The sequence below is a fragment of the Sulfitobacter geojensis genome (assembly GCF_000622325.1).
In the GTDB taxonomy this organism is placed as follows: Bacteria; Pseudomonadota; Alphaproteobacteria; order Rhodobacterales; family Rhodobacteraceae; genus Sulfitobacter; species Sulfitobacter geojensis.
In genome coordinates this window covers 2,175,260-2,199,394 of record NZ_JASE01000005.1, presented here as the reverse complement: position 1 = coordinate 2,199,394, position 24,135 = coordinate 2,175,260, and the positions used below count along the sequence as shown (strand labels likewise).

The 24,135-nt window shown below is 58.8% G+C and carries 23 protein-coding genes and 1 pseudogene; 11 read left to right on the top strand and 13 right to left on the bottom strand.

The annotated features are described in order from the left end of the window. Nucleotides 1–114 precede the first annotated feature (114 nt). Together Z947_RS0112695 and trkA are read right to left on the bottom strand one after the other, a co-directional pair. On the bottom strand, nucleotides 115–1,653 hold the full coding sequence (locus Z947_RS0112695) for a TrkH family potassium uptake protein (RefSeq protein ID WP_025044674.1): 1,539 nt from the start codon (nucleotides 1,651–1,653) through the stop codon (nucleotides 115–117). Nucleotides 1,654–1,662: 9 nt separating this feature from the next. Continuing rightward, complete coding sequence (gene trkA / locus Z947_RS0112690; RefSeq protein WP_025044673.1) at nucleotides 1,663–3,039, bottom strand: Trk system potassium transporter TrkA; 1,377 nt, start codon at nucleotides 3,037–3,039, stop codon at nucleotides 1,663–1,665. Nucleotides 3,040–3,198: 159 nt separating this feature from the next. On the opposite strand from trkA, the gene Z947_RS0112685 reads away from it, so the two are divergent. Both Z947_RS0112685 and Z947_RS0112680 read left to right on the top strand, forming a co-directional pair. Further along, on the top strand, nucleotides 3,199–3,672 hold the full coding sequence (locus Z947_RS0112685) for a hypothetical protein (RefSeq protein WP_025044672.1): 474 nt from the start codon (nucleotides 3,199–3,201) through the stop codon (nucleotides 3,670–3,672). Nucleotides 3,673–3,762: 90 nt separating this feature from the next. Beyond that, nucleotides 3,763–4,767 carry a nuclear transport factor 2 family protein gene (locus tag Z947_RS0112680; protein ID WP_025044671.1) on the top strand — a complete coding sequence of 335 codons (1,005 nt, stop codon included), beginning with the start codon at nucleotides 3,763–3,765 and terminating at the stop codon, nucleotides 4,765–4,767. 12 nt (nucleotides 4,768–4,779) lie between these two features. On the opposite strand, the gene Z947_RS0112675 is transcribed toward Z947_RS0112680, so the two are convergent. From Z947_RS0112675 to dusB, 6 genes are all read right to left on the bottom strand, one after another. After that, nucleotides 4,780–5,475 carry a YoaK family protein gene (locus Z947_RS0112675; RefSeq protein WP_025044670.1) on the bottom strand — a complete coding sequence of 232 codons (696 nt, stop codon included), beginning with the start codon at nucleotides 5,473–5,475 and terminating at the stop codon, nucleotides 4,780–4,782. Nucleotides 5,476–5,520: 45 nt separating this feature from the next. Further along, entirely contained in the window at nucleotides 5,521–6,930 is a 1,410-nt protein-coding gene (ntrX, locus tag Z947_RS0112670; RefSeq protein WP_025044669.1) for a nitrogen assimilation response regulator NtrX, read from the bottom strand. Next, the gene (locus Z947_RS0112665; RefSeq protein WP_025044668.1) at nucleotides 6,923–9,172 is read right to left on the bottom strand and encodes a sensor histidine kinase NtrY-like; all 2,250 of its coding nucleotides are present in this window, start codon (nucleotides 9,170–9,172) and stop codon (nucleotides 6,923–6,925) included. The genes ntrX and Z947_RS0112665 overlap by 8 nt, the downstream gene beginning before the upstream one ends. Before the next feature lie 112 nt (nucleotides 9,173–9,284). Beyond that, nucleotides 9,285–10,652 (bottom strand): response regulator, encoded by a 1,368-nt coding sequence (locus Z947_RS0112660; protein WP_025044667.1) that lies wholly within the window; start codon nucleotides 10,650–10,652, stop codon nucleotides 9,285–9,287. Then, complete coding sequence (locus Z947_RS0112655) at nucleotides 10,653–11,741, bottom strand: two-component system sensor histidine kinase NtrB (RefSeq protein ID WP_025044666.1); 1,089 nt, start codon at nucleotides 11,739–11,741, stop codon at nucleotides 10,653–10,655. It abuts the gene before it with no gap. Beyond that, nucleotides 11,738–12,670, bottom strand: a complete 933-nt coding sequence (gene dusB, locus Z947_RS0112650) for a tRNA dihydrouridine synthase DusB (RefSeq protein ID WP_052880666.1) — start codon at nucleotides 12,668–12,670, stop codon at nucleotides 11,738–11,740. The genes Z947_RS0112655 and dusB overlap by 4 nt, the downstream gene beginning before the upstream one ends. A 239-nt stretch (nucleotides 12,671–12,909) precedes the next feature. Between dusB and ispF the strand changes: the two are divergent. The 4 genes and pseudogenes from ispF to Z947_RS0112630 all read left to right on the top strand — a co-directional run. After that, nucleotides 12,910–13,395: pseudogene (gene ispF, locus Z947_RS0112645) on the top strand (2-C-methyl-D-erythritol 2,4-cyclodiphosphate synthase); the annotation flags it as partial. Next, on the top strand, nucleotides 13,392–13,883 hold the full coding sequence (locus Z947_RS0112640; RefSeq protein ID WP_025044663.1) for a phosphatidylglycerophosphatase A family protein: 492 nt from the start codon (nucleotides 13,392–13,394) through the stop codon (nucleotides 13,881–13,883). The pseudogene ispF and the gene Z947_RS0112640, both read left to right, overlap by 4 nt. Further along, entirely contained in the window at nucleotides 13,884–14,360 is a 477-nt protein-coding gene (locus Z947_RS0112635; RefSeq protein WP_025044662.1) for a CinA family protein, read from the top strand. 141 nt (nucleotides 14,361–14,501) lie between these two features. Continuing rightward, the gene (locus Z947_RS0112630) at nucleotides 14,502–15,683 is read left to right on the top strand and encodes an ammonium transporter (protein ID WP_025044661.1); all 1,182 of its coding nucleotides are present in this window, start codon (nucleotides 14,502–14,504) and stop codon (nucleotides 15,681–15,683) included. Here Z947_RS0112630 and Z947_RS0112625 read toward each other — a convergent pair. Beyond that, nucleotides 15,665–16,942, bottom strand: a complete 1,278-nt coding sequence (locus Z947_RS0112625; RefSeq protein WP_025044660.1) for an MmgE/PrpD family protein — start codon at nucleotides 16,940–16,942, stop codon at nucleotides 15,665–15,667. The two genes, Z947_RS0112630 and Z947_RS0112625, sit on opposite strands and share 19 nt — an antisense overlap. Then, complete coding sequence (locus Z947_RS0112620) at nucleotides 16,939–17,391, bottom strand: type II toxin-antitoxin system RatA family toxin (RefSeq protein WP_025044659.1); 453 nt, start codon at nucleotides 17,389–17,391, stop codon at nucleotides 16,939–16,941. Before Z947_RS0112620 ends, Z947_RS0112625 begins: the two co-directional genes overlap by 4 nt. Before the next feature lie 80 nt (nucleotides 17,392–17,471). On the opposite strand from Z947_RS0112620, the gene hpt reads away from it, so the two are divergent. The 4 genes from hpt to Z947_RS0112600 all read left to right on the top strand — a co-directional run bounded on the left by hpt (nucleotide 17,472) and on the right by Z947_RS0112600 (nucleotide 19,658). Further along, nucleotides 17,472–18,008 carry a hypoxanthine phosphoribosyltransferase gene (hpt, locus tag Z947_RS0112615; protein WP_025044658.1) on the top strand — a complete coding sequence of 179 codons (537 nt, stop codon included), beginning with the start codon at nucleotides 17,472–17,474 and terminating at the stop codon, nucleotides 18,006–18,008. Continuing rightward, the gene (locus Z947_RS22230) at nucleotides 18,005–18,178 is read left to right on the top strand and encodes a hypothetical protein (RefSeq protein ID WP_037938897.1); all 174 of its coding nucleotides are present in this window, start codon (nucleotides 18,005–18,007) and stop codon (nucleotides 18,176–18,178) included. The genes hpt and Z947_RS22230 overlap by 4 nt, the downstream gene beginning before the upstream one ends. A gap of 112 nt (nucleotides 18,179–18,290) precedes the next feature. Then, entirely contained in the window at nucleotides 18,291–18,767 is a 477-nt protein-coding gene (locus Z947_RS0112605) for a c-type cytochrome (protein ID WP_025044657.1), read from the top strand. Between the two features lie 3 nt (nucleotides 18,768–18,770). Continuing rightward, nucleotides 18,771–19,658: a cytochrome c gene (locus Z947_RS0112600; RefSeq protein WP_025044656.1), complete on the top strand. Its 888-nt coding sequence runs from the start codon at nucleotides 18,771–18,773 to the stop codon at nucleotides 19,656–19,658. On the opposite strand, the gene lipA is transcribed toward Z947_RS0112600, so the two are convergent. Next, complete coding sequence (gene lipA / locus Z947_RS0112595) at nucleotides 19,655–20,608, bottom strand: lipoyl synthase (protein ID WP_025044655.1); 954 nt, start codon at nucleotides 20,606–20,608, stop codon at nucleotides 19,655–19,657. The two genes, Z947_RS0112600 and lipA, sit on opposite strands and share 4 nt — an antisense overlap. Before the next feature lie 105 nt (nucleotides 20,609–20,713). After that, the gene (locus Z947_RS0112590) at nucleotides 20,714–21,853 is read right to left on the bottom strand and encodes a DUF6456 domain-containing protein (protein WP_025044654.1); all 1,140 of its coding nucleotides are present in this window, start codon (nucleotides 21,851–21,853) and stop codon (nucleotides 20,714–20,716) included. A 258-nt stretch (nucleotides 21,854–22,111) separates the two neighbouring features. On the opposite strand from Z947_RS0112590, the gene Z947_RS0112585 reads away from it, so the two are divergent. After that, on the top strand, nucleotides 22,112–22,441 hold the full coding sequence (locus Z947_RS0112585; protein WP_025044653.1) for a DUF6477 family protein: 330 nt from the start codon (nucleotides 22,112–22,114) through the stop codon (nucleotides 22,439–22,441). On the opposite strand, the gene Z947_RS0112580 is transcribed toward Z947_RS0112585, so the two are convergent. Further along, on the bottom strand, nucleotides 22,434–23,972 hold the full coding sequence (locus Z947_RS0112580) for a trimethylamine methyltransferase family protein (RefSeq protein WP_025044652.1): 1,539 nt from the start codon (nucleotides 23,970–23,972) through the stop codon (nucleotides 22,434–22,436). The two genes, Z947_RS0112585 and Z947_RS0112580, sit on opposite strands and share 8 nt — an antisense overlap. Nucleotides 23,973–24,135: the final 163 nt, after the last annotated feature.

The following is a 24,135-nucleotide window of genomic DNA, read 5'->3' as shown; positions in this document are numbered from 1 at the left end:
GTCAACCGACTATGGCCTTGCGAGAACGGAGTTTCCAGCCCAAATTTCCATGCGCTTTGTACTTTTGACGCCAATCAGTGTCAGCGCTGCAACATCGACGGGCGTTGGTACGCCTCATGCCCGCCACAGATCGGGGGTTAAAAGTGCGATAATGGCCAGCGTTTCCAGCCGTCCCAATACCATTGCCCCACATAGGATCGCTTTGGCGACAGGGGTCAATTCGATCAGCTTGATCGGCACATCCGCAGCATATTGCGTGAGCGGCCCGGTGGTGGACAGGCTGGCCACAGAAAGCACCAGCGCCTGTTCGAAATTACTGCCCGTCAAGGTCAACAGAAGCATGATCGCGGCCAGCGAAATCGCAAAAAGCATAAAGAAGATCCACGCGATGAACGCGCCATTCGATTGCAAGCGCCGACCCGCAGCCCCTGCCCCGCTGACCGAACTAGGGTGCACCAAGCGTTCCATTTCCCGCGTGCCATTCACGTAAAGCGCAAACACCCGCAGCAGCTTGACGCCGCCCGCTGTTGTCGCAACACCGCCGCCCGTCAGGGCCAGCCCCATCAGGACAAGTCCCGGTGTATTCAAACCCGACCAGTTTTGCGCATCAATCCAGTGTTCGGACACGAAACCTGTGGTGGTCAAAAAGGACATGACCGTAAATACCGCGCCCCAAAGGGCATAAGCCGCTTCCGACAGGCTTTGCATGGAGGCGACGTCATAGGCCCCCAGAAAGTGGCGCAAAAAGATCAGCAGCGGTACAGCCAGCACAATAAACACGCCGATGCGGAATTCGGGATCGGTGCGCAGACCACCTTGGGTGGCCGTGATGGTGTCTTTGGAAAAGGTCAGCCGCGACAGGGCAAACAGCATAAACAACAACATCACCGCTTCGCCGGTCACGCCGATATCGGCGTTTTCAACCCCGCCGACCGGTGAGATGCCGGACGTCGCCATAACCGACATCGCATGGCACAAAGCCGTCAGCGGCCTGTCCCCGCCGGCCAGCAGCAACAACCATAGCAACATGGTCAGCCCCGCATAGATCGGCAGCAGGGCTTTCATCGCGCGGGTCACCCGCTTGCGCGGATCGATCGGCGTCATGCGGTTCGCCTCACCGGTGTCACGCCGTCCGGGTTCGGCCTGTGCCGTGACTTCAAACCCGCCAAGGTGCAGCGGTGCCAGGATCGCGGAGGCCGCAACCCACATCAGCAACCCGCCCATCCAGCCCACCTGCGCGCGCCACAGATGCAGCGTGCCGCTCAGACGTCCAGGGTCTTGAAACAGCTTGGCACCGGTGGTGGTCAGGGCACTGACCATTTCGAAATAGGCATTGATGAAACGAGTGGTTGGCAAGGCCTCGACAAAGGGAATCGCGAAATAGACCGGCAGAAAGACAAACGCAGAAAACAGTGCCAGTAAGGGGCCAAGTGCGGATTGCGGCACCCGCCGGCCGTTCAGCACCACGGCAAGCATCATAAACAGGATCAATCCCAACAGGGCCGCATAAAAGAACGCGCGCGATCCGTCGTGGTCACGGATCACAAGACCGTAAACCGCGGGCACCAGCATCGATGCGGCACAGATCCCGAACAGCTGCAAAAATAGCGGCAGATGGTGCAATTCGCGGCGTATGTTCCTTTGACGGTTCACATGCGCGGCCTAGAAAAAGTCGATGGAGACTTGCAGCAGCAGTTCGACCTGCGGCACGTCCTCGGCCAGCGCAAAAACCGCGATCACGTCACCTTCGTCGATCCGTGTCTTGCCCAAGGGCCGCACCACCTTGCCGCCCTTGCGCAGCATCCCGATCAGCACACCTTCGGGGAAATCAATCTCTGCCACCATCTTGCCCGCGATGGGCGAGGTCGAAAGCACTTCGGCCTCGATCACCTCTGCCTCGGCATCGCCGATAGAATAGACCGCGCGCACTCGGCCATGGCGGATGTGGCGCAGGATCGAGGACACGGTGGTGGCGCGCGGGTTAATGTACGCATCAATGCCCAAGGGGGTCATCAGCGGGACCAAAGTCGGATCATTGATCAGCGCGATCACATAGGGGCAACCCTCGGCCTTGGCACGTACACAGGCCAGCATGTTGGTTTTGTCATCATCGGTAATCGCAAGCATCGCATCGGCCCGCGCAATCCCTGCTTCGGCCAGCAGCGCGGCATCCAGACCGTCGCCGTTTAACACAATCGTCCGCTCCAGCCCTTCGGCTGCGCGCTCCGCGCATTTGCGGTTCTTCTCGATCACTTTGGTGCGTATGCGGCGCGGATCATTTTCCAATGCTTGCGCCACGGTCAAACCGACATTGCCACCGCCCACCAGCACCACACGTTCCTGTTTCGACGTCTTCTTGCCGAAAATCTCCATCGTGCGGGCGATGTCGTCGCGATGGGTGAAGATATAGCAATCATCGCCCACAAACAGCTGGTCCTTGGCTTCGGGGGCAAACAAAGTACCGTCACGGCGCACGCCTACGACAACAGCCCGCAGCGTGGAAAACAGATCCGTCAGCTGGCGCAGCGGCGTGTGGATGATCGGGCAGTCTTCCTCGATTGTGATGCCCAACAGATGGGCCATGCCGTCCATAAAAACTTCGGTATCAAAAGACGCCGGTGCCGACAGACGCTGCAAGGCGGCGGCGGCGACTTCTTTTTCGGGGCTGATCACCACGTCAATCGGCATGTGGTCGCGGCGGTAGAGATCGGAATAGATTGCGTCCAGATAGGACTGGCTGCGCAGCCGCGCGATCTTGCGGTTGATGCCGAAAACCGAATGCGCGACCTGACAGGTGACCATGTTCACCTCGTCCGAATGGGTCGCGGCGATGATCATCTCGGCGTCGCGCGCCCCTGCCCGGTCCAGCACATCGGGGTAGCTCGCAAAACCTGCAATCCCCTGAACGTCCAGCGTATCCGTAGCGCGGCGCACCAGATCGGCGTTGCTGTCGACCACGGTGACATCGTTGCGTTCGCCACTCAAATGGCGGGCAATCTGCCAGCCGACCTGTCCTGCGCCACAAATAATTACTTTCATGCGCGGTCCCTTACGTTGTTTGGCACGCTGTTTTACGGCGGTACGCAGCGGTGTGATCCTGCCGGTCCTGCGTGAATTTCATTCTAGAGGGTATGTAGGCCCGCGAGGCAAGGGTCAACTGCGTTGCCTTATCACAGGTTCGCGGGCACAATCACCGCTATGAAACAGCGAACTTTCAGCCTTGTCCTTTGTGGTGCTGCCCTGCTGGCCTGCGCACCCCTTGAAACCTATTACAAACCCGGTGCCAGTGTGACGGATCTGAACCGGGATACGACCGCCTGCGAAGTGGCGGCCCTGCGTGATGTGCCTGTATCGTTCCAGATCAGGCGCAACCCCCCGGTCTTTATCCCCGGCAACCGCAGCTGTGACGCCGAAGGCAACTGCACCGGTCATCGCGGATATTACATCGACGGTGGCGTCGAAAGTTATGATCCGAACGTGGACCTGCGCGGTCAGGTCGAGCTGCAATGTATGGCCGACAAGGGCTATACGCCGGTGTCCATTCCCCCCTGTCCCGACAGGATCGCCAAAGCAACACCGGCGGCAGCCACAACTCGCCTGCCCGCATTGACAGAAAACTCCTGCGTCATCCGCAACAAAAGCGGCAGCTTCCAGATCGTGAATAGAGGCTAGAAAAAACCGCGGGAAAGGCATTGGTTTTGACTGGTGCACACGTGTGCAGGCGCATAACGTAAGGCCAAATCCCTGTTGCAGAGTTTGCCGATGACCGAACCGATCCAGACCGCCAAAGCCGTCACACAAGCACATTTCACCGCCCTTGCCGGTGCCACCGCCGATACGGTTGCCGATGTGCTTGGCGCAGGTATGTCGCCTGACGCGATCTGGCGTGGTGTGCATCCCTTCAACGTTCAAACCGGACCGCAGGGGGCGGCCCGTGCGTTTTGGCAACCGCTTTTGACGGCCTTCTCTGGCTTGCAACGGCGCGAGGACATCTTTTTCGGCGCGACAAACAGTATTGCGGATCAATCCGGCGTCTGGACCTGTTCCATGGGCCATCTCATGGGGTTATTCGACGCGCCGTTTCTTAACATCCCGCCGACCCGCAAAATCGCCATGCTGCGCTACGCCGAATTCAACCGTGTCGCGGACGGTAAAATCGTGGAAACCGCCCTGTTTTGCGACCTGTTACACCTGATGACGCAGGCCGGTGTCGGACGTTTTCCCCAGCAAACCGCCGCCCATCTGGTGCAACCGGGACCGCGTGGGAATGACGGTCTGCTTTACAGTCCGCAAGACGCTGGTGAAGGCGCGAAAACGCTGGCCTTGATCAACCGGATGATCGGCGCAATTGATGCCGCCAATGCAGACCCACGGGCCCTGACCCCGCGCGAGGAACTGCAGCGCGACTGGCACGACGATATGATCTGGTGGGGACCGGAGGGCATCGGCGCAACCTATACGATTGACCGCTATATCGAACAGCACCAAGGACCGTTTCGCCGCCACCTGTCCGACCGCAGCTTCAACGGTCATCTGGCGCGGTTTAGCGAGGGCAACTACGGCGGCTTTTTCGGTTGGCCCAACCTGTCGCTGACCAATTCAAACGGGTTTATGGGAATCGCCGCAAACGACACCCGCGCCGATATGCGGGTGGTCGATATCTACCGGCGTGACGGCGACAAACTGGCCGAGAACTGGGTATTCATCGACATGCTGCATTTTCTCAAAATGCAGGGGGTGGATGTCTTGGCCGAGTTGTCGGGATAACGCGCGTACGGATCAGCGTCGCCGCCCGCGCCGCGCTTCTGGTACCGCAATCAGCAGCAGAATAAGACCCGCAAGGACAAACAACCAGCTTCCGATGGTCTGGAACAACAAGGCCCCGCCAACACCGCCAATGGCAAAACACGCAAGCGTCAGGATGTGAAGTTTCAATTTGGGCAGTGCGGTGCTGCGCGTTGAGCTGTCGCCGGTCAGTGCCGCCAGTTCGATGCCGATGTCTGTCGCCATGCCCGAGACATGGGTGGTGCGGACCCTGGCGCGCGAGATCATAGTGGTGACCGCGTTTTGCAGCCCCATCACAAAGCTAAGAACGATGACCAGAAAGGTCTCCGGTAGGATTTGCGAAGAGTAAATCAGCCCCAGACCCAGCGCCAGAAGCACCACCGCCTCACCAACAATCGCGAGGGCGTATACTGACCGGACGCCCCTTGCTTCGCCAGTCTGGATGGCAAAAGCTGCTACGGCTGCTCCTGTAACAAAGGCGATCACCAACCCGATAAATGACAGCGACATCACAACCGCACCATTCGCCAGATGATCCGCAGAAGCCGAGATATTGCCCGTCATATTTGCCGTAAACGTCCCGGCAATCAAAAAACCGACGGCGTTCAGCGCGCCCGCCATGGAGGACAACAAACCGGCCAAGACCAAATCAACGCTCGTGCTCCGGTCATCGCCTACTTTGATCAGCATATCAGCCCCGCTCTAGTGCGCCCGCCGGATGTCGGCGGCGCGGCATCATCCTGCGTCGCTTTCCTCGTCCACATGCGCGACCCTTACGCCGGCCTTCGCACTTGTGACCACGCCCAGTGATTTCAACTTGCGGTGCAGCGCCGACCGCTCCATCCCGACAAAATTCGCCGTACGCGAGATGTTGCCGCCGAACCGGTTGATCTGGGTCAGCAGGTATTCGCGTTCAAAGGCTTCGCGCGCCTCGCGCAGCGGCAGGGTCGCCAAGGCGGACGACAACACCACGCGGCCCTCTTCCTCGCCACTTGGCTCCTCGCCGGGCAATTCGCGTGCCTCGATCGGGCCGGTACCATCGCCCAGGATCAACACCCGTTCCACCAGGTTCTTCAACTGACGCACGTTGCCTGGCCAGACCATCGTTTGCATCAATGCAACCGAATCCTCGCTCAACGAACGCTGGGGCAAGCCCTGCGACTTATTGAATTCGCTGATGAAATGCTCGGCCAGCAAAGGGATATCCTCGCGCCGTTCTTCCAACGATGGCACCGCAATAGGCACCACGTTCAACCGATGAAACAGCTCTTGGCGAAAGGTGTCAGCTGCAATCGCGGCCTCAAGATCCCGGTTTGTGGACGATATCACGCGCAAATCGACACGCACCTTGTCATTGCCGCCCACGCGGGTGAATTGTTGATCCACCAAAACCCGCAGGATCTTGGACTGGGTGCCCAGCGGCATATCTGCCACTTCGTCAAAAAACACGACACCGCCGTGGGCCTGTTCCAGCAAGCCGGGCTCGACACCGCGGTCGGCGGTTTCGCGGCCAAACAACATTTCTTCCATATTTTCAGGTTCTACGCCCGCGCAATTCACGGTCACAAAGGGCGCATCCGCACGGCCCGAATTGGCGTGAATGTAACGCGCGGCGACTTCTTTACCTGCTCCCGCCGGACCGGTCAGCATGACGCGGCCATTGGATTTGGTGACCTTATCCAATTGGCTGATCAAGGCGCGGAAGGCCGCCGATTGCCCGATCATTTCCGAAGATGACGTGTCGCGCCGCTTGAGGCTCTGGTTCTCGCGGCGCAGGCGCGAAGTTTCCATCGCGCGCCGGATCACCACCATCAACTGGTCGATATTAAACGGCTTTTCGATAAAATCATACGCCCCCTGTCGGATCGCCGCGACCGCAATCTCGATATTGCCATGGCCAGAAATAATCACCACCGGCACGTCGGGGTTGTCGCGTTTGACTGATTTGAGGATATCGATCCCGTCCATCCGGCTGTCCTTGAGCCAGATATCAAGGATCATCAGCGCCGGTGGTTCAGTGTTGATCGCGGCCATCGCATCGTCGGAATTTCCGGCCAGACGGGTCGCGAACCCCTCGTCCTCCAGAATGTCGGAAATCAATTCGCGAATATCGCGCTCATCATCGACAATTAGAATATCACTCATCTGCTGTCTCCACTCGGTTTGCCGGTTGGGGGGACGGTACAAGGGGCAATGAAATCACCGCCATCGCACCGAAATGGTCTTGGCCCTCAAAGACGGGCGCATTGTCGAGGGTCAGCGTGCCGCCGTGTTCCTCGATGATCTTTTTCACGATAGGCAGGCCAAGGCCAGTGCCTTCGCTGCGGGTCGTAACATATGGTTCAAACAGACGCGCGCGGTCTTCGGGCAAGCCGATGCCGTTGTCTGCGATGGTTAATGTGGCGCTGGCGGCGCTATGTTGCAGCGTGACCCGGATCTGTGGTTTCAGGTTTTCAGGTGTGCCATTTTTTCGCAAAGATTCAATCGCTTCTCCGGCGTTCTTAATCAGATTGTTCAAGGCCTGAGAAATCATTGTCGCATCGATATCGGCCATTACGACGCCCTCGCCAAGGTCGGATATGATTTTGACTTCGGGCTGTCCTGATTGCTGCAAGAACACCGCGTCCTTGACCAGTTGCGTCAGATTGTGTTCAGAAGTTTCGGGTTCCGGCATCCGCGCAAATTTGGAGAATTCATCAACGATCCGGCGCAAATCACCGGTCTGTCGGATGATCACACCGGTCATCTGTTCAAGGCTGTCACTGTCGTCGCCCAGTTTCGGGGCGAACTTGCGTCTGATCCGCTCGGCAGAAAGCTGGATCGGCGTGAGCGGGTTCTTGATTTCATGAGCAATCCGCTGGGCCACATCACCCCATGCGGCCATCCGCTGTGCGCTGACCAGATCGGTCACATCGTCAAAGGCGACAACGTACCCTTCAAGCCGTCCGTCGCCCGTGCGCCGTGTGGCCATGCGCACCAGCAAGTTTTCCATCGCGCCTTGACGCGACACTTTGATCTCTTCCTGTGCAGTATCGCCCTGCTTGGCCGATATCGTTTCAAACAGCGGACCGAATTCCGGCACTGCCACACTAAGAGCGACAGATTGCTGTTCCTCGTCCCAATCCAACAGGCGCATCGCGGAGCGGTTCACAAAGGTCACCCGCCCCTCGGGATCAAGTCCAACCACGCCGGATGTGACCGAACTGAGCACGGAATCAAACAGGCGGCGGCGGCGCTCAATCTGGCGGGTGTTATCAAGCAGTGTCTCGCGCTGGCCCTGCAATTGCTTGGTCATCTGGTTAAAGTAGCGGCCCAGCATCGCGATTTCATCGTCGCCGTCCTCTTCACGCACCTGCACATTCAGATTGCCCGCCCCCACCTGCTGCGCCGCACCGGTCAACCGCCCGACCGGACCGGACAGGCGTTCAGCAAACCACAGGCCCAGCCATACGGCAGCAAGGATCAGGATCACCGCAAAACCAAGGTACAGCAGGCCGAATTCAAACAGCAAACGACCGCGATCTGATTCCAACTGTTGATATAACCGCACGGTTTCGGTTGTTTCATCCAGCAAGGACAGAATTTTGCCATCCACATCGCGGCTGACATAAAGATAGCGGTCAAGAAAGGACTGCATCGGCACCAAGGCGCGGAACTCGTTATTGGGCCAGTCCTCGATCACCAACAATCCCTGATCAGTGGCCGCCGCTAACTGAGCACCAGTCGGTTTTTCATAATCAAACAGATAGGAGCGGTCGCCGCGTGCGCGAATTTCCGCTGTGCTGTCAATCAGATAGGCCTCGCGCAGACCGCGCTGGATTTGCCGCTGCCCTTCGCCCAACAGCTGGCTGTCGCTCAGGTTAATGCCCTGATTTCGGGCGTTGTCGATGTTGCGTGCAAGGGCGCGGGCGTCTTCGATGAGATCCTGACGCTGTTCTGCCTCATACGCTTGCGCGGCCGCCAGTGATGACCCGACAACCCCGCGCACACGATCCGAAAACCAACCCTCAAGCCCCACATTCACCGTCAGCCCGGCGAAAACGGCAACCGTCACTGTCGGGATCAGGGCCATCAGCGCGAACACCCCCGTCAGTCGCAAATGCAGACGGGAACCGGCGGATTTCGCGCGCCGCGCAGCAATCAGGCGGGCCACTTGCGACAACACAAGGGCCGCCACCAACAGGACGTAAACCAGATCCGTCAGCAAGACCAACCGCAGCGAAAGCGTATTGGCACCCTGCCCCAATGGACCCAAGGCAAGGTAGGTCGCCATGGCCAGCACCGGCCCCAGCACGACAAGCCCCAACGTTGACAAGTTGCGCACACGTTTCAGGCGCCGCAAACGGCCTAAACGCTCCAAGCTGAATTTATGTGACCGGGTTGCCACCCGCTCTCCTCACCGATGTAGTGATGCCCGCACGCATCAGCCGCCATATTCAGTGGTCCTAACCAGTCTCAGCGCTTGGCTGATACCGGATGGCCACGGTTATGTGGCGCTTTTACATCATCTTGCGACCCCTTGTCACCTCTATATCAAGATCGGTGATCTTTTTGCGCAAGGTATTGCGGTTAATGCCTAACAGATCAGCACATTTAGCCTGATTCCCGGAGGTCGCCGCGAGGGCAATTTCAATCAGAGGGGCCTCAATCTCGCGCAGGATCCGCGCATAAAGCCCCGGTGGCGGCAGCATCGCGCCGTGCTGGTCAAAGTAACGGCGCAAGTGACGCTCCACGCTTGCCCCCAGCCGTTCGGTGTTGACCTGCGCATAGACCGGTTCCGTGGTCGGTTGCGCGCCCAATACCTGACGCGCCTCTTCCAGAGAGATTTCAGGCGCATGGCTGGTCAGTGCCAGCTGGCGCATCGCGTGCTCCAACTGGCGCACATTTCCCGGCCAGGAATAATTCGCAAAAACCTTCATCGCTCCTTCGGACAGGGTGCGCCCTGCGCTGTTGCCAGGATCAGCGCGTTCGAGGAAATGCGCGGCCAAAAGATCGATATCCTCCACACGGTCGCGCAGCGCAGGCACATGAACGGTAGCGCCGGACAGGCGATAATACAGATCGCGGCGCAGGCTGCCCTGTTTCATTGCTTCGGCAAGGTCGGATTGGCTGGTCGCCAGAAACCGCGGGCTGTAATCGCCGGGCACATCCATCATCCGCGCAATGCGGGCTTGGGATTCAAGCGAGATGTCCGCGATTTCGTCAATCAACAAGGTGCCACCGCGCACACGGGCCAACACACGCGCCGGCCCTTCGATGTCCTGCAAATCGGCAGCGGTGACCGTAACGAAGGGCAAGGTGCGCCGGTCCGAAAAGTCGTGGATTGCCTTGCCGATAAGGGATTTCCCCGACCCGCTTTCCCCCCAGATCAGCACGGGCAAATCGGTGTTCATCACCCGCGCGACCAGACGGTAAAGCGCTTGCATCACCGGCGTGCGCCCGACCAGCGGCAAATCATCTCGATCGCCGTCGGTTGGCGCCTCAACAGGTTTGCTAATGCTGCTTTTGCGATCAAGTGCCCGCGCGGTGCGTTTCATCAGGTCCGGCAGGTCGAATGGTTTAGGCAGGTAATCAAAGGCTTCGGCCTCGGCTGCCTTGATTGCCGTCATGATCGTATTTTGCGCCGAGATCACGATCACCGGCAAATCGGGGCGGTCCGCCGAAATCTTGGGCAGCATTTCCAATCCATTACCGTCCGGCATTGCCACATCGGTGATCACCGCATCGCCGCGCCCTTCGGCCACCCAGCGCATCAGCGTCGTCAGGCTTGAGGTCGCATGAACCTTGCAACCGGCACGGGTCAGTGCCTGCGTCAGGACAGTGCGGATTGTGCGGTCGTCATCTGCGACCAGAACGGTGCCATCCATTTAGGAGCTCTCCTCTGGGGGGGTAAAATCTGTAGCATGGGCGCGGGGCAGCGATATGCGAAACACTGTCTGGCCGGGCACAGAGTCGACCGAGATCCAGCCGCCATGTTCCGACACAATCTTGCTGACAAGCGCGAGTCCGAGGCCCGTGCCGTTTTCGCGCCCCGATACAAACGGATCAAAGATGTCGCCCTTGATGTGTTCAGGCAGGCCCGGCCCGTCGTCGATCACTTCGATCTGCAAGGGCAGCAAATGGCCGGTCCCATCGGCGCGGCGCATCCGAAAGGAATGTTCGAAATAACTGTGCAGCCGGATGGTCCCGCCCGCCTCTCCAGCCGCTTCGGAGGCATTTTTCAGCAGGTTCAGCACCACCTGCACCAGTTGATCCTTGTCACCAAGGGCCATCGGCAGTGAAGGATCGTAATCCTCGATGATCTTCATCTGCGACCCAAATCCCAACAGCGCCGACCGTCGCGCACGGTCCAGCACATCATGCAGGTTCACAGGTTTGCGCACGGGCGCTGTCAAATTGCCGAATTGCTCGACCTGTCCCAACAACTTCACAATCCGGCGCGATTCCGCGACGATCAGGTCGGTCAACTCAAGCTCGTCAGCGTCAAGGTTCATCGACAGCAATTGTGCCGCGCCGGTGATCCCTGCAAGCGGGTTCTTTATCTCATGGGCGAGCATTTCTGCCATGCCAATCGCCGATTTGGCCGCCGATTTCACCGAATGGTTCTGGGTCATCCGACCCGAAAGCTCACGCGGCGAGATCATCATCAGCATATGCCCCGACAGCCCTTGCAACGGTGCCACTTGCAGCGCGGATTTTTGCGGCGCACGCTGTCCGCTGCCCACATCCACGTCGTTGACAAACAAGGCGGTGCTGCTGGCGCGGGCCCGCTCAAAGGCGTCTTCCAACGGATAATCCACTGCCACCAGATCCCAAACCGGCACGCCAATGACGGCCTTGGCAGAGGCGTTAAAGAAACCTTCTGCCGCAGGATTGATGTCTGCGATCATATCATCGGGCGCAATCAGCAGCGCCGGTATCGGCAGGGAGGCCCAGATTTGCATGTCCATACTCATGCTGCCACCTGCGCAGGTGTATAAAACATCGCCTGAGCGATCAGATTGCGAACTTCCGCAGGGTCTGAACAGGTCAGCAGGGCGCGGCGCAGATCGGGTGGGGTTTCACAGGTGTCCATGTACCAGCCCAGATGTTTGCGCGCGACCCGTGGCCCCAGTTTCGGATCATAGAACCGCTGAATCTCGTCATAGTGATCTTGCACCATAGCGCCAAAGGCTGCGCCTTGGGGAATGACCGGTGCGGGTGTGCCGTAAAGGGCATGGGCGACCTCGGCCAGCAACCACGGTTTGCCCTGCGCACCACGCCCGATCATCACGCCATCAGCCTTCGAGTGCGCAAGCGCCATCCGCGCCGCTGCGGTCGATGTAATGTCACCATTGGCGATCACCGGAACATGCACCGCCTCTTTGACCCGCGCGATGGCCCGCCAGTTGGCGTGTCCTTTGTAAAACTGGCAGCGGGTGCGGCCATGGATCGTGATCATCTGAATGCCGGCGGCTTCGGCGCGTTTGGCAATGATCGGCGCATTCAACATCTCGTCGTCCCATCCCAGTCGGGTTTTCAGCGTTACCGGCACGTCGACGGCATTCACCACCGCTTCGATCAGGCGCAGCGCGTGATCGGGCGTTTTCATCAGCGCCGAACCGGACAATCCCTGCGTTACCTTTTTAGCGGGGCACCCCATATTGATATCGATGATCCGCGCGCCCTGATCCGCAATCATCCGCGCCGCTTCGGCCATCGGGGCGGCTTCACGCCCCGCGATCTGGACCGAGGTGCCTTCAACTCCGATGCCAAGTTCGGCCTTTTCACGGGTGCCCGGGCTTTTACTCAGCAGTTCGTGACTGGCGATCATTTCCGACACCACCAACCCTGCCCCGAACCGCGCCACCAATGTGCGCGTCGGCAGGTCGGTGATTCCGGCCATCGGGGCAAGCAATACCGGGGGTGTCAGACCTAGGGGCAGAGCCAATGTGCTCACGTGCTTAATCCTTGTGCAGTTGGGTTTGGTGTAGTCATATCGTGGGGAAGTCACAATAATTTCGCGTTGATTTATCCCCGAGTGACGCGAGGTTGCTTAAAAAATAGGCAGAGCGCACCGGTGATTGCGCGCCCCTGCCCCTTTGCATAGACAGAGGACAGGAAATGCAATTGTCAGATCAAGGAACGCCCATGGATATCCGAACCGGCAACGGGTTTGACGTACATGCGTTTGATGCGGGCGACCATGTCGTTCTGTGCGGCGTGAAGATTCCACATGAACAAGGGCTTAAGGGGCACTCGGATGCGGACGTGGGAATGCATGCGGTGACTGACGCGATTTATGGCGGTTTGGCGCGCGGCGATATCGGCCAGCACTTCCCACCCTCCGACCCGCAGTGGAAAGGTGCCGAGAGCCACATCTTTTTACGTCACGCCGTTCAACTGGCCACCGAAACGGGTTTCACCATTACCCACGTCGATTGCACATTGATCTGCGAACACCCCAAGATCGGTCCACATGCGCTGGCAATGCGCGAAACGATGGCGCAAATTATGGGGATGGATCTGGACCGTGTGTCGGTCAAGGCGACGACCTCGGAGCGGCTGGGCTTTACCGGACGGGGCGAAGGGATTGCCGCCCTGGCGACAGCAACATTGGTGAAGTTATGAAACTTGCGCAGATGATCGGTACCATTATGGGGGTGGGATATATCCGCCCTGCACCGGGCACTTGGGGATCGCTGGTCGCCCTGCCCTGGGCGTGGTTGTTGCATGTGATTGGCGGGCTGCCCTTGTTGGTGCTGGCGATTGTTGTCGGATTTTTCAAAGGCTGGTGGGCCACGGCCCGAATGACCGCCGGTCAGGACGATCACGACCCGTCAGAGATTGTCGTGGATGAGGTCATCGGCCAGTGGATCGCACTTTTGCCGCTGAGCTACGCGGCATGGTCGATGGAGATTTCCATCCTCGCCATGTGGCCGGGCTGGATTGCTGCGTTTGCGCTGTTCCGCTTGTTTGACATCACCAAATTGGGACCCATCGGGTGGGCTGACCGGATGAATACGCCACTTGGCGTGATGCTGGATGATGTAATCGCCGGCCTGTTCGCAGCACTTGGCGTGTTGGCGCTGGCGGCGCTGTACCACGGGGTGTTGTAGGTGTCTCTTGCCGCCCGCATTCTTGAGGCCTGCCGCGCCAAAGGCGTGATGGTCACCTGCGCCGAAAGCTGCACCGGCGGGATGGTTGCGGCTGCACTCACGGATGTGGCGGGATCATCAGCGGCGCTGGAGCGCGGTTTCGTTACCTATTCCAACGCGGCCAAGGTTGAAATGCTGGGGGTCTCCCCCGAAACGCTGACGGCAGTTGGCGCCGTTTCCGAAGAGGTTGCCGTTGAAATGGCCGCAGGTGCGCTGGCGCATTCGCATGCGCAGGTGGCTGTGTCGATCACGGGCATTGCCGGCCCTGGCGGGTCGGATCATAAACCTGAAGGGCGCGTGTGCTTTGCCACTGCCGCCGGTGACGATGTCACTGTCGAAACACAAGAGTTCGGTGCCCTCGGGCGCGACAATGTCCGTCTTGCGGCGCGCGATCACGCATTGCAGCTGCTGCTGACCGCGCTTGACAAAACGCCGTGAAAGCGGGCTTTGCGCCGAAATACTGCCTAAATTATTAGCTCTTTCAGAAATGCCTAATTCTTATGGCCGGTTGTCCTTTGCTCTGCCTGAACATTAGGCAATCAAGCGACACCAATTTCTAATCCTGAATGGAGCCACCCGATGAACGCCGCTGATACAGCATGGATCATGACCGCCACTGCGCTGGTTTTATTGATGACTTTACCGGGGCTTGCCCTGTTTTATGGCGGGCTGGTCCGGTCGCGCAACGTATTGAGCGTGTTCATGCATTGTTATGCAATCGCCTGTTTGATGTCCGTTTTGTGGTTTCTGGCTGGGTATTCTATTGCCTTTGGTCCCGGTGAAAGCGGTTTTTGGGGCGGTTTGGACAAGATCGGGTTGAACGGGGTTACTGTCGACAGTCTCAGCGGCACCTTGCCGGAAATCCTGTTCTTTGCCTTTCAGATGACATTCGCCATCATCACACCGGCGCTGATCGTGGGGTGTTATGTGGAACGGATCAGCTTTGGTTTCATGTTGTTGTTCTCCGGCCTGTGGATGCTGCTGTGTTACGCGCCTGTCGTGCATTGGGTCTGGGGCGGCGGCATGCTGGCCGACGGCGGGATCTTTGGCGAGGTCGGCGTGCGAGATTTCGCGGGCGGCATCGTGGTGCATGAAACTGCCGGTCTGGCCGCGATTGTCCTGGCTGTGATGCTGGGTGCGCGCAAGGATCACAGTAAACCTCCCCATAACCCCGGTCTGGTGATGATTGGTGCAGCGCTGTTGTGGGTCGGTTGGTTCGGCTTTAACGGCGGCTCGCAACTGGCCGCGGACGGCGGCGCAGCGATGGCGATTACCGTCACACATATTTCAGCCGCGACTGCATCGTTGACATGGGCGTTGTGGGAACGGGTCAAGTTCGGGAAATCCTCGCTTGTCGGCATCGTGACCGGCACGATTGCGGGGCTGGCGTCCATCACACCGGCATCGGGTTTTGTCGGCCCATGGGCCGCCCTGCTGATCGGTGCTGTCGCCGGCATCCTGTGTCAGGAAGCGGTGGTCATCATGCGCAACAAACTCAAAGTCGACGATACGCTTGATGTGTTTGCGGTGCACGGCGTTGGCGGCATTTTCGGCACAATCATGATCGCAGCCCTTGGCGCCGGTTCATGGGCCGCACAGCTAGGATCGCTAGCCATCGTGGGTGTATTCACTGTCGTGGTCACGGTTGCGCTGGTGCTGATTTGCCGCGCGGTCCTGCCGATCCGTGTGGATCACGAAACAGAGGTGAACGGTCTGGACCTATCCGTGCATGGTGAACGGGCTTACGACATCACCAGCTGATCAAGAAGGCCGCGCAGGGTCTGACCTTGCGCGGCACCCCAAAGGGTTTCTGCGCGCTCCGCGCCCAGTAATGCCGCCCCTTTGCCCCGCAGCTTTTGCGCCCGCGTCTCCAGTGGCATCGGTGTCATCAAATCGTGACGCAGCCTTTCGGTGCTGCCATCCGCCAACGTGATCGACACCTCGCTCTGGGTCTCGTTTAGACGCGCATCTTCGGTGACATGCACGCGGTCGCGCAGGGCCACAACATGCCCGTCATTTGCCAACGCATCTGTAAAATTTCCGATCGCTCCGGTATCATGCCCCAGCAAAGACATTGCTGCCGTCTGGCGATAGCTGAACTTAGCCGCCAACCCCGTCTGCGGTGCAGTGATGTTGCAGACCGACATCCAGCGCGGATGGGTGCGAATATGGATCGCGGTGATCTGGTCAGGTGGTGCCTGAACGTCGCGCAGCGCCTCCAACATCGCGTGAAGCCCGTGACAACAGGCGTGAAACTTGTGGCTGATGCTATTGATGCGCCAATCGGACAGGGGCAGCATGACATCCGCCCCCTGCCCGTGATGGGTCGGCCCGAACCCCAATGACCCCGCCAAACCATCCTGTGCTGCCGTCATACCCGTCTGCGACCAAAGTGCGGCTTCGACGCCGGTGCGCGCGGCCAGACCGGCGTTCAAAGGTTTCGCCATGGTCCCGAATTGCGCTTTGATGCCAGAGGCCATGCTGGCACACAGACCAAGCGCATGACGGGTTTGCGCGGGAGGCAGCGCCAGCAAGCGACAAGCCGCAAGAGCCGCCCCGAAAGCACCGGCAGTTGCAGTCTGATGATACCCGACCTGATAGTGATCGCGCCCTAACCACAAGCCCACCGCGATGGAGGCTTCGACACCGATCGTTGCAGCTTGTGTCAAAACCTCGAGGTCGACGTTTTCCTGTTCGGCAAGGGCCAGAACAGCCGGCAACACCGCAACCGAAGGGTGGCCGATATGGGCGAAATGCGTATCGTCATAATCAAGCGCATGGGACAAGGTGCCATTGATCAACGCAGCCGTCGGGGCGGATGTGGTGGCCCCGCCGAATGTCAGGTGGGACCCGTGATGCAGCGCCAGTTGCGCTTTCACAAAGGCGTCGAATTCGGTCTCCCGCGCGCCAGCAATGCCGCAAGCGGCCCAGTCAAACAGCGACAACCGCATCATCGCCGTCGCATCGCGCGGCACTGATATGCGTGTAAATTCAATCAGCTGTTCGGTGATGCCACTCACGCTGCCGGACCGTACAGGGCTTTGGCGCGGGCCTCAAAGGCGCGCACAACCCGCTGCATCGCCTCATTGAACACAATACCTATGATGCCCTGCAAAATAGCATTCTTGAATTCGAAATCGACGTGGAAATGCACTTTGCACCCGCCCGCCGCGTCCTCGAACGCCCAGTTGCTTTTCATGTATTTGAAAGGACCGTCCAGATATTCGGTGTCGATTTTATGCGCGTCGGGCCACAGCACAACGCGGCTGGTGAACCTTTCGCGGAACACCTTGAAGCTGATCACCAGATCAGCGTCCATGACGCGGTGGTCGCCCTTGTCCTCGTCGCTGCGGATCCGCGCAGCGGCTGTCCATGGCAGAAACTCGGGGTAGGATTTCACGTCCGCCACAAGGTCGTACATCTGCTGCGCCGTATAGGGCAGTTCTTTGGTCTCGGTATGGGTTGGCATTGCGTTCCGCGCTCGCTCGGGTTAGCTCTGTTTCACCGTTTATGCGGGCAATTTCAAGGGCCAAGGTAAGGGCGGGTAGAATGACTGATCGTCGATATGTGATTGATGAAATGATCTCGGCAAAGTCGATTGCCGCACGTATCGAGGAGTTGAGCCGACAGATCCACGGTGAATTCGACGGCACAGACAAACTGGTTGTTGTTGGCCTCTTGCGCGGTAGTTTCGTTTTTATTGCCGATCTTGTGCGCGAACTGGATTTGCCGATCGAGGTCGATTTTCTTGAGGCGTCAAGCTATGGCGATGGCATGGAAAGCAGCCGCGAGGTGCGGATCCTCAAGGATTTGCGCGGTGCCATTGAAGGGCGTGATGTGCTGTTGGTCGAGGATATCGTCGACACCGGCCACACCCTGCATCACGTGACGAACCTGTTGAAATCGCGGGAACCTGCGCGGCTGAAAACCATTGCCTTGCTTGATAAACCAACGCGGCGCGAAGTCGATATGAAGGCGGATTGGACCGGTTTCGAAATCCCTGACGAATTTGTTGTCGGCTATGGCATTGACTATGCGCAGCGCGACCGCAACCTGCCCTTTATCGGCAAGGTCCGATTTACATGAACCCCGTGTGGCTCATGCGCATGTCCCAATGGGCGCGCAATCCACCGTCGGCCAAGCGCGTCAAGCTGGTGTTTGGCATCATCGCCATCGCGGCCGTGATCTGGGGCATTGAATGGCTGGGCTATTGGCCGGAATGGGCCAAAACCGAGCGGATTCCGCGCAAATTCTAGCCGCCGGACTGACCGATCACGAAATTGTTTTCCCGCTGTTGCAAAGCTGTTGTAGAGTTTTGAGCAATATTGACGTGCAATTTCAACGGAACATTAAACCGAGGGGAAGACCATGCAGAGTTTCACAAAATCGAAACTGGCCATTGCCGTTTGCACCGCGCTTGTCGCGACCGCAAGCATCGCGGACAGCCATGCCACAAAATCAACCAATGCGGATGTCGCCGCACGCCACGCGATGATGGGGCTTGTCGGGCAGAACATCGGCATTCTTGGCGACACGGCCAAGGGCGAAATCGCCTTTAATGCTGGTCTGGTCCAAGCCGCCGCAACCAACCTGAACATGCTGGCCAAGATTGATCCGACGACGCTTTGGACCGCTGGAACCGAACAGGGTGCCGCCGACCTGTCGCGGGCAAAGCCCGAAATCTGGAGCGATGCGGCCGGTTTTGCGCAAAAATTCGACGATATGGCAGATGCGTCTGCCGCGTTGATGGATGTCGCTGATCTGGAGGGGTTGCGGGCCGGTATGGGTGCTTTGGGCGGCACCTGCAAAGCGTGCCACGAATCCTATCGCGGCCCCAAGAACTGATCCTTGAAACGGGCGCTTAAAGGTGCGGCAGCACTTGGCCTGATCGCTGCAGCGGGTGCATGGTGGCTAAGCGCCCCTGCGCCGCTGGTTGCGGATTTTGCATCAGGTCATCAACCGGATGTTGCACGCGGTGCGCAGGTTTTTGTCGCATCGGGCTGCGCTTCCTGTCATGCCGCGCCAAAGGCTGCAGAAGCAGACAAGCTTTTGCTCAGCGGTGGTCACGCGTTTGCCAGCGATTTTGGCACGTTTTATGCCCCCAATATTTCGCCCGCGTCCACAGGAATCGGCGATTGGACGCTGCCCGAATTCGCCCGCGCGGTCACCCGTGGCGTTTCACCGACGGGGCAGCATTATTATCCCGCTTTTCCCTATGCCGCCTATCAGCATATGACAGAACCGGACGTGGCTGATTTGTTCGCCTACATACAGACCCTGCCCGTTTCAGATGCGCCAAACAGGCCGCATGATGTCACGTTTCCCTTTAATGTCCGGCGCGCCTTGGGGCTGTGGAAGACGTTGTTCGTTAAAGATGATTTCATTCTGACAGTGGCAGCGACGCCCGAAATTGAGCGGGGGCGCTATCTGGTTGAGGGGCTGGCCCATTGCGGCGAATGCCACACGCCGCGCAACGCTTTGGGCGGATTGGAGCGCGGGGCATGGCTTAGCGGTGCGCCGAACCCTTCTGGCAAAGGCATGATTCCCGACATCACACCGTCAGCGTTGCAATGGTCGCAAACGGACCTGGTCTATTATTTCGAAAGCGGGCTAACGCCGGATTACGACAGCGTGGGCGGTGCGATGGCAGCAGTGATCGACAACCTTGCCCAGCTGCCCGAAAGCGACCGCGCAGCAATCGCGGCCTATCTTTTGGCTTTGCCTGCGGTTCCTTAAGCGATGCCGAGCTTCTTGTTCCGTGCTGCCCGCAACTGGGCAAAATCATCGCCAGCGTGATAGGATGACCGCGTCAACGGCGTTGCAGATACCATCAGGAACCCTTTGCCATAGGCGGATTTTTCGTAGGCTGCAAATTCATCGGGATGCACGAAGCGGTCCACACGATGGTGTTTCGGTGTGGGCTGCAAATACTGACCGATGGTCAGAAAATCAATATCGGCGGCGCGCATGTCTTCCATCACTTGAATGACGGACTGGCGGTCTTCGCCCAAGCCCACCATGATGCCCGATTTGGTGAACATCGACGGATCAAGTTCCTTGACCCGCTGCAAAAGACGCAAACTGTGGAAATACCGCGCGCCGGGGCGCACTTCGGGGTAAAGACCGGGCACGGTTTCAAGGTTGTGATTGAAAACGTCAGGGCGTGCTTCAACAACCTTTTCAAGGGCTTCGGGGCCACAGCGGATAAAGTCCGGTGTCAGGATTTCGATGGTGGTATCGGGGCTGCGATGACGCACAGCGCGGATCGTCTGGGCAAAATGCTCGGCCCCGCCGTCGTCTATATCATCGCGGTCAACCGACGTAATCACGACGTGATTAAGGCCGAGTTTCTGCACCGCATCAGCGACACGTCCGGGTTCAAAGGCATCCAGTGCTTCAGGTGGCTTGCCAGTGGCGATGTTGCAGAAGGTACAGGCACGGGTACATACCTCGCCCATGATCATCATCGTCGCATGACCCTGCGACCAGCATTCGCCGACATTGGGACAGCCCGCTTCCTCGCAGACCGTCACCAGCTTGTTGTCGCGCATGATTTTCGCGGTCTCGGCATAGCCCTTGCCACCCGGTGCCTTCACCCTGATCCAACTGGGTTTTTTCGGTTGGGCATTGTCAGGCTTGCGCGCTTTTTCGGGGTGGCGCTGTTCGGGAATCTTCAGATCACGCATGGCGGGGCTCCGGTTGCTTGTGCTCTATGTAACATATTAATCCGCCAACAAAAGCCCAGCCGGTCGCATTGCAGCCATGTCTCTGGACTGCAGGTTAAAGTGGGGTCAGCCGATCATCGGTCCCCCCGGCCCGACTGTATCGTCGTAGTGGCGTTTCAACCGCATCAACGCGATCCGCAACACCACCTTGCCCGACCGTGCCGACCAGCCCAGCCGTTTTTCGGCAGCCTCAAGTCCCTCAAGATAACAGCAACAGCGCAGGGCAACGTCCGACAAACCTGATCCCAGATCGTCCAGCGCTGCCTTAACCCGTGCGCGTGCTTGCGCCGCGTTGGAGCCTGTCCCCGACCCTATGCCGCTTCCCGAATGTGTGCCCGCCGTCAGAAAATCGTTCCAGTTCTGGGTAAGTGTGCTGTCCATCTGGGCCAGTTCGAAATCTTCACGCAAGCGTTCGCCGGCATGGACCAAGGCATCTGGCAAAAAGGGGGTGCCATCCTTGTCACGCCGCCGCGCAAGCGCGCTTAGCGGGCTTTCTCCGATGGGATAGCGTGGGCGGTGGTGCTCGGACCCGTCTTCAACAGGGGCGCAGGCGGCGTCTTGAAACTGAAACGGTGCGCTCTCTTCCGCAAACCCCTTGGACGGTGGCGCCTTCACACCGAAGCGTTGCAGGAATGCACCCAAGGCATTCCGCCCCGCAGCGGTGATGTGATAGCGGACAATCCGGCCTGAATTTGCAGGTGCGATCCAGTCCTTCAACGCCATAGCTTGCGCGACCGATGCGGCAACCACCGCCGTGCGGGTATTATTCCCGTGAGGGCCGTCGCGCACCACAACCGCCTTGTCCAGATCGGCGGCAACCGCCAGCACCGCGCCGGATTCACACAAGCGGCGCAACACCCGCATGGATTCGCGGGCCAATGTGGCATCATCTGGAATGGTGTGATCGGATGGGGGTGTCATAGTGGCAGACTCCTTGTTGCAAAGTGATGCGCCTTGTCGATTGACCGGCGCAGCAGCTGCGCCCAGCTTGCGCAGTGCGGCGTCAACCAAAGGGTCGTCGCGGCGCATTTCGACTTTGCGGATTTGACGTAAAACCGTTGAGGCATGGCACCCTGCAGCCCGCGCCAAGACGCGGATCGGAGCCCCGATTTCTGTATGGGCAATGTAATGGAGCGCGCCCACAGGCACCCATTGCGGAAAATCCGGGACCCCGCCCGCACCGCCTGATAGTCCAAATTGCTGCATCCCCACTCCTAACTGCGACCTGAAGGTTTCGCTTTATCCACAGGTTACCCCCCAAGTTATCAACACAACCTAAGGGTGCGAATATTACGGATTCGTTAAAATCCTTCGCAGTGATCAGCATTGTTTCTAAATCATAAACAGTTGTGAAAGGGCCGAACGCAAGCGAAGAGCACAGCGCAACACCCCAATAAGTTGTGTCATGATGCAGGTAACACAGGGCACAACAGCCCGCTCATCCACAGCTCAAGGAAAACTGCCATGCAAGACATACTTACGATGCTCAACACATTGCACCGTCCCCGTTTGATGATGCGGGCCGCACGCATCGGGGCACAGGACTATCGGCGGGCGGCACATTTGCCGCGTCTGTTGGGATACGGGGTTTTGCCCCGCCACGGTGCGGCCTTACTCAAGCTGATGGACATAGAGGCGGCCCTTGAAGAGCAGCGCACCCAGTCTGATGCAAGCTATAGCCTGATCCGTCATCTGGATGTCCTGATCGCTATGGTCGCGGAGGCCCGGATCCTGCGCCGCGCGCAGGCCCCCGCGCAACCGCAGGCGCCCGCTGTCTTAGGTGTTGTTACATAAAGCTGTCAGGCTCGGCGCTCTTTTTCTGTGCGACAAAAGCGTCAAGCTTTTCGCGGATCGCGGGGTCAAGGGCCGGGGCCTGATAGTCCGCCAACATCTTTTCGACCCGCAGCGTTGCAAGCGCCTGCGTGTCCCGAGCCCCTTCATCTTCCCAGGTTTCAAAGGGCTTGTAGTCCAGCAAATCAGATTTCCAGAAGGCGGATTTGAAGTTATTCTGGGTATGTTCGCAGCCCAGATAGTGACCGCCCGGTCCAACCTCGCGGATCGCCCCCATGGCTTGGGCGTTTTCGTCAATTTCGACACCCCGCGCCAGATGGTGCAACGTGCCCAATTGATCCGCATCCATTACGAATTTTTCAAAACTGCTGACCAAACCGCCCTCAAGCCAGCCACAGGCGTGCAGCATAAAGTTTACACCGGACAATAGCCCCATGTTCAAACTGTTTGCGGTTTCGTAAGCCGCCTGCGCATCGGGCAGTTTCGATCCGCAGAATGATCCGGCCGACCGGTAGGGCAAGCCCAGGCGGCGGGCCAACTGCCCTGCCCCATATGTGATATGCGCAGCCTCCGGGGTGCCGAACGTCGGCGCCCCCGAATTCATGTCAATCGACGTCACGAACGCCCCCATGATCACCGGCGCACCAGGACGGATCAGCTGGGAATAGGCGATTCCAGCAAGGGTTTCCGCCAAGACTTGTGTTAACGTGCCCGCAACCGATACCGGTGCCATCGCCCCGCCGACGATGAAGGGCGAAATGATGCAGGCCTGATTGTTCTGCGCATAAACCTCCAGCGCGCCCATCATCACATCGTCAAATGTCATGGGCGAGTTGATGTTGATCAGCGACGTCATCACCGTGTTGTCGCGCACAAACTCCTCACCAAAGAGGATCTTGCACATATCAACCGAATCCTGCGCGCGGTTTGGCTCGGTCACCGAGCCCATAAACGGCTTATCGCTCAGCGTCATGTGGGCGTACAACATATCCAGATGGCGCTTGTTCACCGGAACATCTGTCGGTTCGCAGACGGTGCCGCCCGAATGGTGCAGCCATTTGGACATATAACCCAGTTTCACGAATTTGTTGAAATCATCCATCGTGGCATAGCGGCGCCCGCCCACAGCATCGCGCACAAACGGCGGGCCATAAACCGGTGCCAGCACCAGATTGTTACCCCCGACCACAACGTTGCGCGCGGGGTTGCGGGCATGTTGGGTATATTGTGACGGGGCGGTTGCACAAAGCTTGCGCACCAATCCACGCGGGATGCGCACCCGTTCGCCATCAATCTCGGCCCCCGCGTCGCGCCAACGCTGGATCGCTGCCGGATTATCAAGAAAGTTGACGCCCACCTCTTCCAACACGATCTCAGCGTTGGTTTCGATGATCTGCAAGGCTTCCTCGGTCAGGATCTCGAAATTCGGTATGTTGCGCTCGATATACTTGGCCGTCTCGAAAGACACCGCGCTGCGCTCCGCCCGCCGCGCGGCACCGCCGCCCCCACGTCCACGTCGTGCTGATTCCGCCATGTGATCACCTTCTCGCCCAATTTTTTCCTTCTGCTACCCTATTCAGGATCGCCGCCTTTCGCAGATACCGTCCTGTGCGGGTGAAAAGCGACATTGCCGGTTTCACATCTCGTTTTGGCACGAAATACTGCGGGGGTTTGGGGGCTGGCCCCCATTCGGGGAC

Excerpts from the sequence above, each read along its gene's own strand:
- dusB (WP_052880666.1), bottom strand. The coding sequence starts at position 12,670 with ATGGCCGGAATCACCGACCTGCCGACGCGCACATTGGTGGCGCGGTTC.
- trkA (WP_025044673.1), bottom strand. The coding sequence starts at position 3,039 with ATGAAAGTAATTATTTGTGGCGCAGGACAGGTCGGCTGGCAGATTGCC.
- Z947_RS0112605 (WP_025044657.1), top strand. The coding sequence starts at position 18,291 with ATGCAGAGTTTCACAAAATCGAAACTGGCCATTGCCGTTTGCACCGCG.
- Z947_RS0112675 (WP_025044670.1), bottom strand. The coding sequence starts at position 5,475 with ATGCTGATCAAAGTAGGCGATGACCGGAGCACGAGCGTTGATTTGGTC.
- Z947_RS0112685 (WP_025044672.1), top strand. The coding sequence starts at position 3,199 with ATGAAACAGCGAACTTTCAGCCTTGTCCTTTGTGGTGCTGCCCTGCTG.
- Z947_RS22230 (WP_037938897.1), top strand. The coding sequence starts at position 18,005 with ATGAACCCCGTGTGGCTCATGCGCATGTCCCAATGGGCGCGCAATCCA.
- hpt (WP_025044658.1), top strand. The coding sequence starts at position 17,472 with ATGACTGATCGTCGATATGTGATTGATGAAATGATCTCGGCAAAGTCG.
- Z947_RS0112655 (WP_025044666.1), bottom strand. The coding sequence starts at position 11,741 with ATGAGTATGGACATGCAAATCTGGGCCTCCCTGCCGATACCGGCGCTG.
- Z947_RS0112580 (WP_025044652.1), bottom strand. The coding sequence starts at position 23,972 with ATGGCGGAATCAGCACGACGTGGACGTGGGGGCGGCGGTGCCGCGCGG.
- Z947_RS0112630 (WP_025044661.1), top strand. The coding sequence starts at position 14,502 with ATGAACGCCGCTGATACAGCATGGATCATGACCGCCACTGCGCTGGTT.
- Z947_RS0112660 (WP_025044667.1), bottom strand. The coding sequence starts at position 10,652 with ATGGATGGCACCGTTCTGGTCGCAGATGACGACCGCACAATCCGCACT.
- ntrX (WP_025044669.1), bottom strand. The coding sequence starts at position 6,930 with ATGAGTGATATTCTAATTGTCGATGATGAGCGCGATATTCGCGAATTG.
- Z947_RS0112585 (WP_025044653.1), top strand. The coding sequence starts at position 22,112 with ATGCAAGACATACTTACGATGCTCAACACATTGCACCGTCCCCGTTTG.
- lipA (WP_025044655.1), bottom strand. The coding sequence starts at position 20,608 with ATGCGTGATCTGAAGATTCCCGAACAGCGCCACCCCGAAAAAGCGCGC.
- Z947_RS0112590 (WP_025044654.1), bottom strand. The coding sequence starts at position 21,853 with ATGCAGCAATTTGGACTATCAGGCGGTGCGGGCGGGGTCCCGGATTTT.
- Z947_RS0112640 (WP_025044663.1), top strand. The coding sequence starts at position 13,392 with ATGAAACTTGCGCAGATGATCGGTACCATTATGGGGGTGGGATATATC.
- Z947_RS0112680 (WP_025044671.1), top strand. The coding sequence starts at position 3,763 with ATGACCGAACCGATCCAGACCGCCAAAGCCGTCACACAAGCACATTTC.
- Z947_RS0112620 (WP_025044659.1), bottom strand. The coding sequence starts at position 17,391 with ATGCCAACCCATACCGAGACCAAAGAACTGCCCTATACGGCGCAGCAG.